The organism is Luteibacter anthropi, from assembly GCF_023699965.1.
Taxonomy (GTDB): domain Bacteria; phylum Pseudomonadota; class Gammaproteobacteria; order Xanthomonadales; family Rhodanobacteraceae; genus Luteibacter; species Luteibacter anthropi.
Window position 1 is genome coordinate 172,492 of the sequence record NZ_CP077072.1, and the last position, 15,181, is coordinate 187,672.

13 protein-coding genes and 2 tRNA genes are annotated in these 15,181 nt (G+C 63.4%); 6 read left to right on the forward strand and 9 right to left on the reverse strand.

Translation table 11 applies throughout. The features are described from left to right. Positions 1–133: 133 nt before the first annotated feature. Complete coding sequence (locus KR767_RS00830) at positions 134–829, forward strand: response regulator (protein WP_166947256.1); 696 nt, start codon at positions 134–136, stop codon at positions 827–829. A gap of 8 nt (positions 830–837) precedes the next feature. Here the strand turns inward: KR767_RS00830 and KR767_RS00835 are convergent, their stop codons facing one another. Next, a complete protein-coding gene (locus tag KR767_RS00835; protein ID WP_250877801.1) occupies positions 838–2,727 on the reverse strand; it encodes an HAL/PAL/TAL family ammonia-lyase in 1,890 nt (629 codons plus the stop codon). A gap of 35 nt (positions 2,728–2,762) precedes the next feature. Beyond that, on the reverse strand, positions 2,763–4,145 hold the full coding sequence (gene hisS / locus KR767_RS00840; RefSeq protein WP_250877802.1) for a histidine--tRNA ligase: 1,383 nt from the start codon (positions 4,143–4,145) through the stop codon (positions 2,763–2,765). Positions 4,146–4,299: 154 nt separating this feature from the next. Between hisS and KR767_RS00845 the strand changes: the two genes are divergently transcribed. Next, a tRNA-Pro gene (locus tag KR767_RS00845) sits at positions 4,300–4,376 on the forward strand. 66 nt (positions 4,377–4,442) lie between these two features. Here the strand turns inward: KR767_RS00845 and KR767_RS00850 are convergent. The 7 genes from KR767_RS00850 to KR767_RS00880 all read right to left on the reverse strand — a co-directional run bounded on the left by KR767_RS00850 (position 4,443) and on the right by KR767_RS00880 (position 10,511). After that, positions 4,443–4,847 carry a globin gene (locus tag KR767_RS00850; protein ID WP_166947259.1) on the reverse strand — a complete coding sequence of 135 codons (405 nt, stop codon included), beginning with the start codon at positions 4,845–4,847 and terminating at the stop codon, positions 4,443–4,445. A gap of 156 nt (positions 4,848–5,003) precedes the next feature. Next, positions 5,004–5,096, reverse strand: a tRNA-Ser gene (locus tag KR767_RS00855). A 71-nt stretch (positions 5,097–5,167) separates the two neighbouring features. Next, positions 5,168–5,365, reverse strand: coding sequence for a carbon storage regulator CsrA (csrA, locus tag KR767_RS00860; protein ID WP_250877803.1), 198 nt, complete (start codon positions 5,363–5,365; stop codon positions 5,168–5,170). 302 nt (positions 5,366–5,667) lie between these two features. Continuing rightward, positions 5,668–8,301: an alanine--tRNA ligase gene (gene alaS, locus KR767_RS00865; RefSeq protein ID WP_250877804.1), complete on the reverse strand. Its 2,634-nt coding sequence runs from the start codon at positions 8,299–8,301 to the stop codon at positions 5,668–5,670. A gap of 65 nt (positions 8,302–8,366) precedes the next feature. Further along, positions 8,367–8,882: a regulatory protein RecX gene (locus tag KR767_RS00870; RefSeq protein ID WP_250877805.1), complete on the reverse strand. Its 516-nt coding sequence runs from the start codon at positions 8,880–8,882 to the stop codon at positions 8,367–8,369. After that, on the reverse strand, positions 8,863–9,909 hold the full coding sequence (recA, locus tag KR767_RS00875) for a recombinase RecA (protein ID WP_250877806.1): 1,047 nt from the start codon (positions 9,907–9,909) through the stop codon (positions 8,863–8,865). Before recA ends, KR767_RS00870 begins: the two co-directional genes overlap by 20 nt. An 89-nt stretch (positions 9,910–9,998) precedes the next feature. Then, positions 9,999–10,511 (reverse strand): CinA family protein, encoded by a 513-nt coding sequence (locus KR767_RS00880; protein ID WP_166947264.1) that lies wholly within the window; start codon positions 10,509–10,511, stop codon positions 9,999–10,001. Positions 10,512–11,744: 1,233 nt separating this feature from the next. On the opposite strand from KR767_RS00880, the gene KR767_RS00885 reads away from it, so the two are divergent. The 4 genes from KR767_RS00885 to KR767_RS00900 all read left to right on the forward strand — a co-directional run bounded on the left by KR767_RS00885 (position 11,745) and on the right by KR767_RS00900 (position 15,175). Then, the gene (locus tag KR767_RS00885) at positions 11,745–12,128 is read left to right on the forward strand and encodes a toxin co-regulated pilus biosynthesis Q family protein (protein ID WP_250877807.1); all 384 of its coding nucleotides are present in this window, start codon (positions 11,745–11,747) and stop codon (positions 12,126–12,128) included. A 13-nt stretch (positions 12,129–12,141) separates the two neighbouring features. Further along, complete coding sequence (locus KR767_RS00890) at positions 12,142–13,101, forward strand: VirB8 family type IV secretion system protein (RefSeq protein WP_250877808.1); 960 nt, start codon at positions 12,142–12,144, stop codon at positions 13,099–13,101. Between the two features lie 62 nt (positions 13,102–13,163). Beyond that, on the forward strand, positions 13,164–13,913 hold the full coding sequence (locus tag KR767_RS00895; protein WP_250879204.1) for a TrbG/VirB9 family P-type conjugative transfer protein: 750 nt from the start codon (positions 13,164–13,166) through the stop codon (positions 13,911–13,913). After that, the gene (locus KR767_RS00900) at positions 13,910–15,175 is read left to right on the forward strand and encodes a TraB/TrbI/VirB10 family type IV secretion system protein (RefSeq protein WP_250877809.1); all 1,266 of its coding nucleotides are present in this window, start codon (positions 13,910–13,912) and stop codon (positions 15,173–15,175) included. Before KR767_RS00895 ends, KR767_RS00900 begins: the two co-directional genes overlap by 4 nt. Positions 15,176–15,181 lie beyond the last annotated feature (6 nt).

Genomic DNA, 15,181 nt, shown 5'->3' on the forward strand with positions numbered 1-15,181 from the left:
AATACGATAACTCATCGTAACGCTGTAACCCGACGGAGGCAAGCGCCCACATGCGATTGCGCTTTTCTTCCATATCCCGAGGGGCAATGGCTCGCCAACATGGCGGAAATCGCCTTGAAGGAGAGCCCCTGCCGTGACCTGCACCGTGATCATCGCCGACGACCATCCCGTCGTCGTCGCAGGCGTCGAGACCGTCCTCACCGCGCACCGCTACACCATCATGGCCCGGGCCTACGACACCGACACCCTGCTCCGGGACATCACCGAGAACCCTTGCGACGTACTGGTCACGGACTTCTCCATGCCCGACGGCACCCACCCCGATGGCATGCCGATGATCCGCCGCATCCGCAGTCTCCGGCCAGACGTGGGCATCGTGGTGCTCACCATGCTCAGCAACCCGGCCATCCTGCGTACGCTGCTCGACATGGGCGTGGCAGCCATCTTCGACAAACGGACCAACCTGAAGGACATCCCCGTGGCGGTCCATGCGGCGGACGTCGGTCGCTGCTACCTGAGCCCGGCGGTACGCCGCCTGTTTCATCAGGCCGACTGCGCCGACCAGCGCAACGACCTGGACGCACGACTCTCCCCGCGCGAGGTGGAGGTGCTTCGCGCGTTCGCCGAGGGGTTTTCGTTATCGGATATCGCTGGCGCGATGGGGCGCAGCTTCAAGACGATCAGCCGGCAGAAGCGCTCGGCGATGGGCAAGCTGGGCCTCGCCAACGATGCCCAGCTCTACCAGTTCCTGGCCGGCGTCACCGCCAGCCGGCTGGGGTCACGCTCCGTGCACCTGAAGGCGGCTGCCGCACTGACGGCCACCGCCTGAGAGGCGGATCAGGCCACCAGGCGGCCGGAAGCCACCAGCTCACAGACGAGGCGCACCTCGCCATCCATCGCCCGGTCGCGCTGCATGAAGGCGATGTGCTCGCGCAGGGTCGACAGCGCCTTGCGCACAGCGTGGCCGCCGTGGAAGTCGTCGGCGCTGGCCAGTGCCTGCATCAGCGCCCGCACTTCTTCTTCAAAGCGGGCGTAATGCGGCGAATCGCTGCGCGGGGCGCCGGAGACCTTGGCGGCCAGGGCCTGCCAGTCACCGCGATGAGCCAGCGTGCGGGCGGCATTGAGCATGTCCTGACGGTATTCCAGCGCCTGGGCGGCGGTATACAGCTCCATGGCCAGCACGTGACCGAGGTCTTCGGTCATCTCCAGCACGTGGCGGGCCTCGTTGGCGCCCATGGACACATGGTCTTCGGCATTCGCACTGGTGGGCACCGAGTAAACGGATGCCGGGTGCGCACGCGTGGCGAGGTCGTTCACCAGCGCGGCGGCGGTGTACTGGACAATCATGAAGCCCGAATCCGTGGCGTCTTCATTGCCAATGAGGAAGGCCGGCAGGCCATCGTTGTTGGCCGGGTCCACCAGCTTTGCCGTGCGACGCTCCGAGATGGAGGCCAGCACCGGAATCGCCGCCTTCACGTAGCTCATGGCCAGGGCCAGCGGCATGCCGTGGAAGTGGCCGGCGGAGATCACCGGGTCTTCGATGACCTGGGCATTCTCGGCGTCCGGGAACACCAGCGGGTTGTCGGTGACGGCGTTGAGTTCGATATCGAAGACGCGGCAGGCCTGCTCCCACGCATCGCGCACCGCACCGTGCACCTGCGGTGCGCAGCGCAGGCAGTAGGCATCCTGCGGCTGGTGCTTCTTGCCGCCCTTGAAGGGCAGAAAGCGCGCATAGAACGCCTCCTTGCCATGACGCTGCGTGGCCGGTACCCAGTCCCAGCCGATGTCGAAGCGATGGGCCTGGTCGGCAGGCTCCGACCACGAATCCGCCAGCCAGGGCCGGAAGCGCGGCACGAGGTGATAGGCGATGTCCGCCAGCGTGGAGCCTTCCAGCAGGCCACGGATGCTCCGGGCTGCCTCGACCTGTCCCGGATGGGGGCGAAGCTCGTGCACCTGTTCGGCGTAGGCGCCCGTGCGACCGGCGAAGGCGTCCAGCGTCATCGCGGCAGCCAGGTCGGCCGTGCGGATCAGCATGTCCATGGTGTCCAGCGCGAGCACGCCCGTGGCGAGCATCTGCGTGGTGCCATTGTTGAGGGCCAAGCCCTCCTTGAACGACAGCCGCACCGGTTCGAGACCGGCCCTGGCCAGGGCATCGGCACCGCTCAGGCGCTCGCCCTGATAGAAAGCCTCGCCACCGCCCAGCAGGACGATGGCCAGGTGCGACAGCGGGGCGAGATCGCCACTGGCGCCCACCGAGCCCTTTTCCGGAATGACGGGGATAACGTCGCGATTGAGCAGTTCGGCGAGGGCGCGCAGTGTTTCCACGCGAATACCCGAGTGACCGCGCATCAGCGTGTTGACGCGGATGGCCAGCATCGCGCGCACCACGTCTACCGAGAACGGCTTACCCACGCACACCGCGTGCGTGATGATGAGATTACGCTGAAGTTCTTCGAGCAGCGTCCCTTCGGTGGCTTCCGGGTTGCCACCGGGCAGCTCGTCGCGCACGCGATGCGCACCGAGCAGCTTATCGGCATTGCTGCCGAAACCCGTGGTCACGCCGTAGATCGGCTCCCCGCCCCCTACCTTCTCGGCGAGGAAGTCCGCCGCCCGCTTCACCTTCAGCAACTGGGTTTCGTCGAGGCGGATCGAGGCGCCCTGACGGGCGATGGCGGCGACCTGGGCGCGGGTGAGGCTGCGCCCGTCGAGGAGGATGCTGTTCGTCATGGGAAATCCCGGGGGAAAGGGGGAACGAAGAAAACTCAGCGACCGATTTCGGCCTGGGCCAGTTCGACACGCAAGGTTTTCACCAGATCGGCGCGCGATACCTCGAACTGGTCTTCGCGGCGCAGGTCCTTCACTGTGACGACGTCCTTGGCGACTTCGTCTTCACCGATGACGATGGCGAAACGGATGCCGGCACGGTCCGCGTACTTGAACTGCTTGCCGAGCTTGCCGCTTTCCATCACCACCTCGGTGGCAATACCCGCACCGCGCAGGTCGTTGGCAACGGCAAGGTAGGTGGGCAGCAGCGAGGGGTCCATCTGCGTCACGAGCACATCCACCGTGCTCTGCGCCGTCGAGATGAGCCCCGCATCGCGCAGCTGCCAGTACAGGCGCGTAAGGCCAATGGAAATGCCCACGCCGGGCAGGTGCGACTTGGTGTACTGCCCCGCCAGGTTTTCGTAGCGACCGCCGGAGCAGATCGAACCGATACCCGGGTGATCGTTGAGCGTGGTCTCGTAGACCGTGCCCGTGTAGTAATCCAGGCCGCGCGCGATCGAAAGGTTAAGCGCGAAATAGGATTCCGGCACGCCGAAGTCACGGATGAGCCCCAGCACTTCCTTCAGCTCCGCCCTGCCCTGCTCGAACACTTCCGAGCCATTGCCCAGTGCATCGAGTTTCGCGAAGGCGTCGTCAACCGACGTGGAGCGCACCTGCACGAACGCGAGAATCTTTTCCGCCGCCTCGGCCGAGAGACCGAAGGCCTCGCCCGTGAGTGTTTCGCGGACATAGTCAGGGCCGCGCTTGTCGAGCTTGTCGACCTCGCGCAGCACCAGCATCTGCTGTTCCGGATCGGTGACACCCAGGTTTTCGAAGTAACCGCGCATCAGCTTGCGGTTGTTGAGCTGGATGGTGAACGCACCGATGTTCAGTTCACGGAACACGCTGTGGATCACGGCCGGAATCTCGGCGTCGTAACGCACCGAGAGGGAATCCTTGCCGATCACGTCGATGTCGCACTGGTAGAACTCGCGGAAACGGCCACGCTGGGCACGCTCGCCGCGATAGACGCGCTGCATCTGGTAGCGACGGAACGGGAAGCTGAGATCGTGTTCGTGCTCCGCCACGTAGCGGGCGAGCGGCACGGTGAGGTCAAAGCGCAGCGCCAGCTCGGGCACGCCGTTTTTCGTCTCGGCGTTGAGCGAGCCGGTGGACTGCACGAAGTAGACCTGGCGCTCGGTTTCGCCGCCCGTCTTGGTCAGGAGGACGTCGCTATGCTCGATCACCGGCGTCTCGATCGGCAGGAAGCCGAAACGCTCGTAGTTGCGGCGGATCGTGTCCAGCATGCGCTGGAAAGCAATCTGGTCGAGCGGCAGGAGCTCGAGGACACCAGGCATGGTGCGGGCCGGGGTGAGTGCCATGCAATTCCTCTTGGGACAGGCTGTACGGAAGCCGCCAGGCGGCAGCCCGTTAGAGTACCAGATGGCGTCAGGGCACTCCGGGAGCCCTGTGTAAAAAATTTGAGAACACCTGTTGCCATCCGGGGCCGCCATGGCTAATATACGCGGCTCCCGTCGGGGTGTAGCTCAGCCTGGTAGAGCGCTACGTTCGGGACGTAGAAGTCGCAGGTTCGAATCCTGTCTCCCCGACCAATGAATCAACAAAAACACCGGCCTCTGGCCGGTGTTTTTGTATGCGCGATCCATACGTGGCGACACTCAGTATGCCGCGACGAACACCTCCACCACCTTGCCCATCGCCTCGCGCCAGCGCCGCTCCAGTTGCGGGGTGAGCTGGTCGTCCCGTTCGCGCACCGCCAGCATCAGGCTTTCCAGCCAGTGCTGGTGAAATACCGGAGAAACCGGCGCCCTGCCCGTTCTCGCATGCACGCGAACCATCTCATCAACCGGCCGCCTCGCCATGCCATCGCCCGCTGCCCAGGAAATCGCCAGGCTGATACCCCGGCGCAGGGCCATATGCTGTTTCTGGAAATCGGTGCGCGCGAACAGTGGCGAGATATCCGGATCCCGGGAAAGAAGGATTTCGTAGAAGCGCTCGATGAAGCCGCGCGAACGCAGGCAGCGACCGTAACTGGCCTGCAAATCGTCGTATCCCGTCGACATGGGTCATCCCCGCCAGAAAACGCCCAGACTAGGACGAAGCACGCGCAGCACCCCTGACCTGGATCAATTCCTTGGCTGGGATGTGCCTGGAGCACGAGCCGGAAGCACGATGCGCTGAAACGCAAAACGCCCCACAAAGGGGGCGCTTTACGTAACTGGCGGAGAGTGAGGGATTCGAACCCTCGATAAGGCTTTTGACCCTATACTCCCTTAGCAGGGGAGCCCCTTCGGCCTCTCGGGCAACTCTCCGGATTGTTTCGCCGATCTGACCAACTCAACGAGCCAGCAAGGATACTTGCCCTTGCGCGGCTCGTAAAGCCTTATTGATCGTTACCGGAATGGTCGCCGGCATCGCCTTCGTTCTTGATGCGCTGGTAGATCTCTTCGCGGTGAACCGCAACGTTCTTCGGCGCATTGATACCGATGCGGACCTGGTTACCTTTCACACCCAGGACGGTGACGGTCACCTCGTCGCCGATCATCAGGGTTTCACCGACCCGGCGGGTCAGAATCAGCATGATTGATACTCCATAAAATCAGGTATTGGCTTCCCCACCAACGACAACTCACCCCGAGTGCTTGTCGCCGATGGATCGACGTTTCGACCATCGAAGGCCGAACTGCCTTCCCCGGCTCATAAGTTGTGTTTGTCGCTGACCAGCTGTCCTGCCTTCGACCCTTTGCCGGATCGATGCCGAAGGATGCGCTCGACATTCGGCTGATACTAGCTGAGCCAAACCGACTGGCGCAACGCACGCGACCGTGAAGACCGACGCCGGCCGCTCGATCGGAGCGGCCGGCACCTCGCAAGAACTTCGGATCAGCCGAGCTTGCCCGCGATCCATGCCGGAATGCCGGCCAGGATGGCAGGCAGGCCGGGGGCATCCAGGCCGCCGCCCTGGGCCATGTCCGGTCGGCCGCCGCCCTTGCCTTCAATCTTCGAGGCAACCTCGGCAACGAGGTCGCCCGCCTTGATCCGGCCCAGGGCAGAACCGCCCACACCGGCCACGAGCGACACGCGCCCATCGGCCGCGCCGGCAAGGATCACCGCGCAATCGCCGAGCTGTTGTTTCAGCACGTCGAGGCTGTCGCGCAGCGACTTTGCATCAAGGCCTTCCAGGCGTGCGGCAACCACCTTGATACCCGCGATATCGGCAGCGGAAGCGGCCAGATCGGCCGAAGCCGAGCTGGCGGCCTTGGCCTTGAACGATTCGATCTCGCGCTCGAGTTTCTTCTGGCGATCGAACAGCTGCCGCAGCTTCTCGATGACGTCGTCACCCGTGGCAGCAAGAAGACCTGACACCTCGCCGAGAATGCGCTCTTCGTCGGCTATACGGGCCATGGCACCGGCACCCGTGACGGCCTCGATACGGCGCACGCCAGCGGCCACGCCCGACTCGGACACGATCTTGAACAGGCCGATATCACCCGTGCGCGACACATGCGTGCCGCCGCACAATTCGGTGGAGAAGTCACCCATTTTCAACACACGCACTTCCGAGCCGTACTTCTCGCCGAACAGGGCAATGGCACCGAATTCGATCGCGTCGTCGTAGCCCATGTGATGCACTTCGGCCTGATCGTTACGACGGATCTCATCGTTGACCATGCGCTCGATCTGCGCGAGTTCTTCGGCCGAAAGTGCCTTGAAATGCGAAAAATCGAAGCGAAGACGCTCAGGCGCCACCAGCGAACCCTTCTGCGCCACATGATCACCCAGGACCGTGCGCAGGGCCGAATGCAGCAGATGCGTTGCCGAATGATTGAGCACGGTGGACTGACGCTGCGCGGCATCCACCGAGGCCGTGACGATGTCACCCTTGTTCAGCGCGGCAGAGCCCTGCCACGTGCCGAAGTGCGCGAAGAACACGCCACCGACCTTCTGGGTGTCCTGCACGGCCAGCGCGCCCGACGGATTGCGCAGCATGCCCGTGTCGCCAACCTGGCCGCCGGATTCGGCGTAGAACGGCGTGCGATCAAGCAGGAGAAAACCTTCCTCGCCATCGGCGAGGGTATCCACCGCCTTGCCCTCGCGAACGATGGCGACGACACGTGCATCGGCGAGATCCAGAACCTCGTAGCCGGTGAACACCGTCGGCGCCAGCACGCTGGCCACTTCGGCAGGCAGCTGCGCCTTGGTGGCGAAGTTGCTGGCGGCACGTGCACGTGCACGCTGCTCGCCCATGGCCTGCTCGAAGCCGGCCATGTCGACGGTCATGCCACGCTCACGCGCGATATCTGCCGTGAGATCGACCGGGAAACCATAGGTGTCGTACAGGCGGAACGCATCGACACCCGGGATAACCTGGCCCGACTTCGCGGCGATGTCGTCGAACAGGCGCATGCCGTGTTCCAGCGTCTCGCCGAAGCGCTCTTCTTCCGTCCGGAGCGCCTGCTCAACGAAGGCACGCTTTGCGGCCAGCTCAGGATAAGCCTCGCCCATTTCCTCCACGAGCGGCGCGACCATCTTCCAGAAGAAGTCACCGCGCACGCCCAGCATCCAGCCATGGCGCAATGCGCGGCGGATGATGCGGCGAAGAACGTAGCCACGCCCCTCGTTCGACGGCAGCACGCCATCGACGATGAGGAACGATGCGGCGCGGATGTGATCGGCAATGACACGCAGCGACTTGTTGGACAAGTCGGCCGTGCCGGTCAGGCGCGATGCCTCGCCGATGAGGTGGGCGAACAGGTCGATCTCGTAGTTGGAATGCACGTGCTGGAGTACGGCCGCAAGGCGCTCCAGGCCCATGCCCGTGTCGACGCACGGCGCCGGCAGGGGCGACAGCGTGCCATCCGGTGCGCGGTCGAACTGCATGAACACGAGGTTCCAGATTTCGATGTAGCGATCACCGTCTTCGTCGGGCGAGCCGGGGGGGCCGCCGGCAACATCCGGACCGTGATCGAAGAAGATTTCCGTACACGGACCGCAGGGGCCGGTATCGGCCATTTGCCAGAAATTGTCCGAGGCGAACGGTGCCCCCTTGTTGTCGCCGATGCGCACGATGCGATCGGCCGGCACGCCGACTTCCTTGTTCCAGATGTCGAAGGCCTCGTCGTCCGTGTGATACACGGTGACCCAAAGGCGGTCGGCCGGCAGCTTGTAGACGCTGGTAAGCAGCTCCCAAGCGTAGGCGATGGCGTCGCGCTTGAAGTAATCGCCGAACGACCAGTTGCCCAGCATCTCGAAGAAGGTGTGGTGGCGGGCGGTATAGCCCACCTGGTCGAGATCGTTGTGCTTGCCACCCGCGCGCAGGCAGCGCTGGACGTCGGCAGCCCGGACGTAGCCCGGCTTTTCGCTGCCCAGGAACACGTTCTTGAACGGGACCATGCCCGAGTTCGTGAACAGCAGCGTGGGGTCGTTCGACGGCACCAGCGATGCCGAAGGCACGATGGTGTGGTCCTTGGAACGGAAGAAGTCGAGGAAGGTCGAACGAATGTCGGCGGTTTTCATGAGCGATCGTGGCTGGCGGCTGCGTGTCACGGAGACGCTCCGGCCGGAATCAAGGCTCGTTGCCTTCAGTCGTCGTCGGGGTCTTCCGCATCGGCGTGGGTAAGAACACGTACTGTGGCGGCCGCGAAGCCTCGACGCAAGAGGAACTGCGCCCTTCGGGCCCGCTCAGCCGGGTCCGCGCTGCCCGCGCCATAGCGTCGGCGCAACTGATCCGCGGCAATTTCGTGCCAATCGACACCGGCCTCCTCCAGCAGGGTGCGGACCTCGCTGTCGGCAAGGCCCTGGCTGCGCAGCTCGGCCCGTATGCGGGCCGGCCCATAGCCCTGCCCTACCCGGGTGCGGAGCAACGACTCCGCGAATCGCCGGTCATCCTGATAGCCCTGGCCTTCCAGCCGCTCGACGGCGGCCGTGGTTTCCTCACGCGCAAAACCGCCGCGCTCCAGCTTCTGCCGGAGTTCGCGACGGGAGTGTTCACGGCGGGCCAGCAGGCCCAGCGCCTTGTCGTAGGCGCTGCGGGAGGGGCGGCCGGCCTTGCCGGACTCGCCCGTCCCGCCGCTACGGTCAGGCTTCCTCGGCCTCATCCTGCTCGGTGTCGTTCGAGGCGCTGTTGCTGTTGCCCGGCTTCACGAGCAGGCGCGCGCGCAGTTCGGCATCGACTTCGTTGGCAATGGCCGGGTTGTCACGCAGGAACTGGCGGACGTTTTCCTTGCCCTGGCCGATGCGGTCGCCCTTGTAGCTGTACCACGCGCCGGACTTGTCGATGAGGTTCTCGCGAACGCCCAGCTCGATGATCTCGCCTTCGCGCGAGGTGCCCTCGCCGTAGAGGATCTCGAATTCGGTCTGGCGGAACGGCGGCGCCACCTTGTTCTTGACCACCTTCACGCGGGTTTCGGAGCCGATGACTTCCTCGCCCTTCTTCACTGCGCCGATGCGGCGGATGTCGAGGCGCACCGAGGCGTAGAACTTCAGCGCGTTACCACCGGTGGTGGTTTCCGGGCTGCCGAACATCACGCCGATCTTCATGCGGATCTGGTTGATGAAGATGACCAGGCAGTTCGACTTCTTGATGTTGGCCGTGAGCTTGCGCAGGGCCTGGCTCATCAGGCGGGCGTGCAGACCCACGTGGGAGTCGCCCATCTCGCCTTCGATTTCGGCCTTGGGCGTGAGTGCTGCCACGGAGTCGACCACCACCATGTCGACGGCGCCGGAGCGCACGAGCATGTCGGCGATTTCGAGCGCCTGTTCGCCGGTATCCGGCTGGCTGACCAGCAGGTCGGCCACGTTGACGCCCAGCTTTTCGGCGTAGGACGGATCAAGTGCGTGCTCGGCATCCACGAAGGCCGCCGTGCCGCCACCGCGCTGGCACGAAGCGATGGCCTGCAGGGTAAGCGTGGTCTTGCCCGAGGATTCCGGGCCGTAGATCTCGACGATGCGGCCGCGAGGCAGGCCGCCGATGCCGAGGGCGATGTCGAGACCCAGTGAACCAGTCGACACGGTGTCGATCTGGTCGTCGACCCGGTCGCCAAGACGCATCACGGCACCCTTGCCGAACTGTTTCTCGATCTGGCCAAGGGCGCTGGCCAGCGCCTTGCGCTTATTGTCGTCCATCGTGATTCCGGTCTCGTAAGTAGTGGGGTTATGTTGCCCGACCGTGGTCTCAGGGACTGCGATCCGCAATCCCCAAGTGTGCCATAGCCTCAGGGCTTCTTCAGTTCCTCGACCATTCCAGCGAGTGCGGCCGCCACCGTCTGCCGCCGCACCGCCTCGCGATCACCTGCAAAATGGAAGAGCGTGGCGTGGGCGTAGCCCCCGCGGCGCTTCCAGCCGATCCAGACCGTACCCACGGGCTTGTCCGCGGTACCACCGGAGGGGCCCGCAATACCGGTGACCGCCACCGCCACGCCGGCGCCATAGCGGGCGACGGCACCGGACACCATCTCCAGCACGGTCTCCTCGCTCACCGCACCGGTGCGCTCTAGGGTACGCGGGTTGACCCCCAGCAGGGATTCCTTGGCGCTATAGCTATAGGTGACCACGCCGGCCTCGAACCACGCCGAACTGCCCGCCAGGTCGGTGAGCGACTTGGCGATCCAGCCACCGGTGCAGGATTCGGCCGTGGCAACCATCACGCGGCGCTCGATGGCGGCCGTCGCCACCTGTTCGGCCAGGGCCATGAGGTCGGAATCGGCAGGAACGGGGATCGGGGTCATAAAGGCTGCCTTCTAGTGCAATGCGGAATCGGCACGTTCTACCACCGGCGGAAAATGAACGCCAAGCGGACATGCGGACTGCGTGGCCCTTTTACCAGCAAGCAGCCCCTGATGACCCACCCCTCCCTCTCACGTCGATCGCCCCCGCCCTGGATACGGTGACGCCGCCTACACGTTCTCTGCTGTTTCATCCACGCAACAGGGGGACGGCCGATTGACGGCCGCCAAGGGCGAAACCCACTAACGCAACCATCTTGTGTCGCACAAGCTATGCAACACACGTTGTGAACGCCATGCGCTTGCGTATTGTGAGGCATCCCGGATTTCCCCGAAAAATTGGAGGGATTTGGTAATGCAGCCAATAAGTCAATGGATAACCACGCGCCTTTCGCCCGAGCCCCGGGTCGACGAATCGCGGATGTATGGACGTCTATTTGACGGGATCATCGGAAGCAGGCCGACGCACTTGCAACCCACCTCAACAGTGATGAAACAACCACCATCAGCCCTGTCTGGCGAGCGGCCCGAATGCGCGTCATCGCGACTCACCAGAACCGTCAACAGTTCGACTTCTTCAAAATGGTTTAATGCGAAAGACTTCATCACCCCATAAATGTCAAGGCATGTTTCGCGTCTTTATTCTGTGAAATCAATCACGAAGATAAATTTTTTCCGGTCTAGCCAAATGATGAATGATGAGTTATTTTTTTGACGCGGATGGAATCCGTCGCGGGGAGTCCACAATCGTTAGCCGGTTTTTCTCGATGAGCTGCTGTCGCCGACAGCATGGCTCCCGGCTTCGACGGTGCTCCCTCGGAACACCAGGTGGATAAGAGCGACCAGGGTCGCCAGGAGTTGGATGCTGTATGGATTGCAAACCGATGAGACGGGTCGTAGAGGCCCGTGATCGTCATCAAAGGGCCGCGCCCTGCGCGAATGCAGGCGCGTGCCCGTTTTATGGATGCATCAGCGATCGCTGCGGCGCAGTGCGCGTGCGCGAGCGTTTTTTTGCCGAATAGCAGTCGAGTCGTACCGGGTGGAATCCGGTGTCCGTCGATGGACCGATGCCGCAACCCGTAATCAGAAAGTATCTATCTTTCAACGAATTACGAGTCAAACGTGAAAACTGACCTTCCTAACTTTCGAAAAATTGGCACGTCTGCCGTGATTTGCCTGGCTCTTATCGGATGCGGCACTCCGCCCGCCAAGGATTTCGGGGGTACCTGGAAGCCTGTGAACCGCTACGACGACACACCGACCGAAATCCCGCTTGCCGTGCCCTACGCTTACTACGCGGCTCCGATGGACGGCACGCTCAAGGTCATGCTTACGCGCTGGAGCTCGGATACCGGTATGAAGTTGTCCTATCGTCTTCGTTCCGACTTCACGCTTCCCAAAGCTGCGTCACAAATTCACACCTCCGAAGCGCGTGATGCCGCCTCGCAGTTGAGCGCCATCTATGCGCCGCAGGGCATCGCCGTGGTCATCGAAGGGCCGCAGATCATCGTGGAGGAGGTCAGCCACATCACGGCGCCTTCCGTCCCGGGCGCCACGCCGCCCAACGCGCAGGCCTCGGCACCCACGCCGGCCAAGCCCGCCACCCCTGACACCAAGTGACGGACAGCCCCTGATGCTCAAGAAAAAAGAATCGCCGAAGATCGACGAGGCCGTGTCGAAATCGGTGAACTTCGAAGTGACGATTGCCGACATGGCCAGGCGCAGCGAACGCCGCGCGTGGTGGGTCGCATCCGCATCCCTGGTCGTTTCGCTCTGCCTGGTCGGCGGGTACTTCTACATCCTTCCCCTCAAGGAGAAAGTGCCCTACCTCATCATGGCGGATGCCTATACCGGCACCAGTTCGCTGTCGCGCCTGACCGAAGACGTCACCAACCGTCGCCTTGCCGCCAGCGAAGCCATCAATCGCAGCAATATCACGCATTTTGTGATGGCTCGCGAATCGTATGACTACAACATGATCATGCTGCGCGACTGGGATACGGTGATGACCATGTCCTCGTCCAAGCTGGCGACGGCTTACATGAACCTTCATGCGCCGGAAAACCCCGGCAGTCCGTACAAGCAGTATGGCCGGGACCGTGCCATCCGCATCAAGGTCACCAGCATCGTCCTCATTCCGGGCGACGCGCCTGGCGATCCGCCCCAGGGTGCCACCGTGCGCTTCCAGCGCACGGTCTACAACAAGATAAATGGCGCAACCTCGCCGCTGGACAACAAGATTGCCACGATGGCGTTCGTCTACAAGCCGAACCTGAAGATGGACGATCGCTACCGCGTGGAAAATCCCCTCGGATTCCAGGTTCTGGACTACCGCGTGGACAGCGACTATGCCGATACGCCGCCCGGTGAGGTTGCCGTCGATCCGTCACCAGCGACCGCTGCACCGACGCCGGCAGTGGACGGCGCCATGCCCGCTCCGACGGTCGATACGTCCGGTACCAACGTTCCGCCGACCCAGGCCAACGCACCTGCGGCCCAGGCAGCTCCGACCTTGCAACAGCCCGTCCAACCTACCGTCCAACCGAACGCTTCCGCACCTGCCGGCGGCCGCGCGAATGGAGTCCGCCGCTGATGATCTTCCGGTCCAAGCCATCCGTCGTGGCGCTCACCCTGCTGGCCGCAGCATCGGCTGCCATGCAGGTTCGCAGCGCAGAGAACACGCCCTTGCCTCCGCCAGCATCCATTGCGCCCGCGCAGGCACTACAGAGTTACGAGTACGAGCCGAACCGCATCTACACGGTGCGCACCGGCCTTGGCATTACCACGCAGATCGAACTGAGCCCGAACGAGAAGATTCTCGACTTCAGCACGGGCTTCAGCAGTGGCTGGGAGTTGACCAGGCGCGAGAACGTCTTCTACGTGAAGCCAAAGAACGTGGACGTCGACACCAACATGATGGTGCGAACCGCCACCCACTCGTACGTCTTCGAGCTGAAAGTTGTCGCCACCGACTGGAAAACCCTCGACCAGGCCCGTCGCGCCGGCGTGCAATACAAGGTCACTTTCACCTATCCGGCCGACACGAGCTTTCTCGACGAAACCAAGAAAGTCGAGGCATCACCGATGCTCGACACATCCCTCGTCAAGGGTCGCGACTACAACTTCGACTACGACTACGCCAAGAAGCGGAAGACCGCGGTGTGGCTGGTACCGATCAACGTCTACGACGATGGTCGTTTCACCTACATCAAGATGCCGGACCTCAAGCAGTTCCCGACGGGAAATTTCCCCTCGGTATACATGCGTGAAAAGGAACACGGAGAGGAATCGCTGGTGAACACCACCGTGGAAGGCAACACGATCATCGTCCACGGCACGTACAACTACCTGGTGATTCGTCACGACGACAACGTTGTGGGTCTGCGAAGGAACACGAAGAAGTGAGCCCGAATAATCCCTACCACCCCGATGACGATTCGGCACGTGAGAACGTGACGAACAACGAGCAGGCTCAGCAGCACGATCCGCTGTCGGGCAATCCGTACTCCAACCAGCAACAGCGCCAGGCCCAGCCGGACCTGGATGCGGCGGCGCCCCAGCTGGCTGCCGCCGATGTGCGCCGGATGAACCGACGTGCGCTGGCATTTCTCGGCGGGATCGTCATGCTTCTGTTGTTCGTCGGCTACTTCCTGGCAACCGGAGGCCGCTCAGGCAAGCAGGAAGCCGCGCCCAAACCCAAGGAAGAAACGGTCACCGTCCCTCAGGCACCCAAGCCACTTGCCCTGCCGACACCCCAGCCGGCGGAACCGATCGCCCTTGTCCCGCCGCCGCCGCTACCTACTGCGGAGCAGACCCGTCCGGCCCGTATGGACCTGCCGGCGCGCCCGGCAGGCCCCACGCTGCTAGAGCGTCGCATCATGGCTGCGGAAGGCGGGGCCGCGCAGGCAGCCGGAGGCATGAATGGTGCCCCTCCGGGTCCGCAGGGGCCTTATGGCTTTCCTGGCCTGGGCGGTCCGCAGCAGCCGCCGCCGCAGTCGTACAACGGCGTGCCCATCAACAGCGCCTACGCCAAGAGCGACGAGGACGAAAAGCCCACCAGTGCGGAGCCACTCACGCACCCGGATACCCTCATGCTGCGCGGCACGTTCATTCGATGCGTTCTGGAAACGCGCATCATCACGGACATCCCCGGCTTCACGTCATGCATCGTGACCGAGCCCATCTATTCGTTCACCGGCAAGCGTTTGCTGTTGCCCAAGGGTTCGAAGGTACTTGGCAAGTATGAAATGGAGCCCAATGGTCCCCGCGTCGCGGTGATCTGGGACCGTATCGTCACGCCGACCGGCATCGACGTGAAGATGTCCAGCCCGGGCATCGACAGCCTCGGCGGTGCCGGCCACCCTGGTATCTACAACGCCCACTGGGGTAGCCGTATCGGCTCCGCCCTGCTGATCAGCATGTTCAGCGATGCGTTCAAGTACGAAGCCGCCAAGCACGGCCCGCGCCAGACCACGATCGCCGCCAACGGCACGGTGCTTGACAACCCGTACGAGAGCAATACCGCCCAGACCCTGCAGATGCTCGCGAACAGCGCGGTGGTGCGTGCCGCCAACCGTCCGGCCACGGTGACGATCAACCAAGGCACCGTGCTCGCCATCTATGTCGCCAAGGATGTCGACTTCGCTGGCGTAGTCGCCCGCTACTGACGAGCA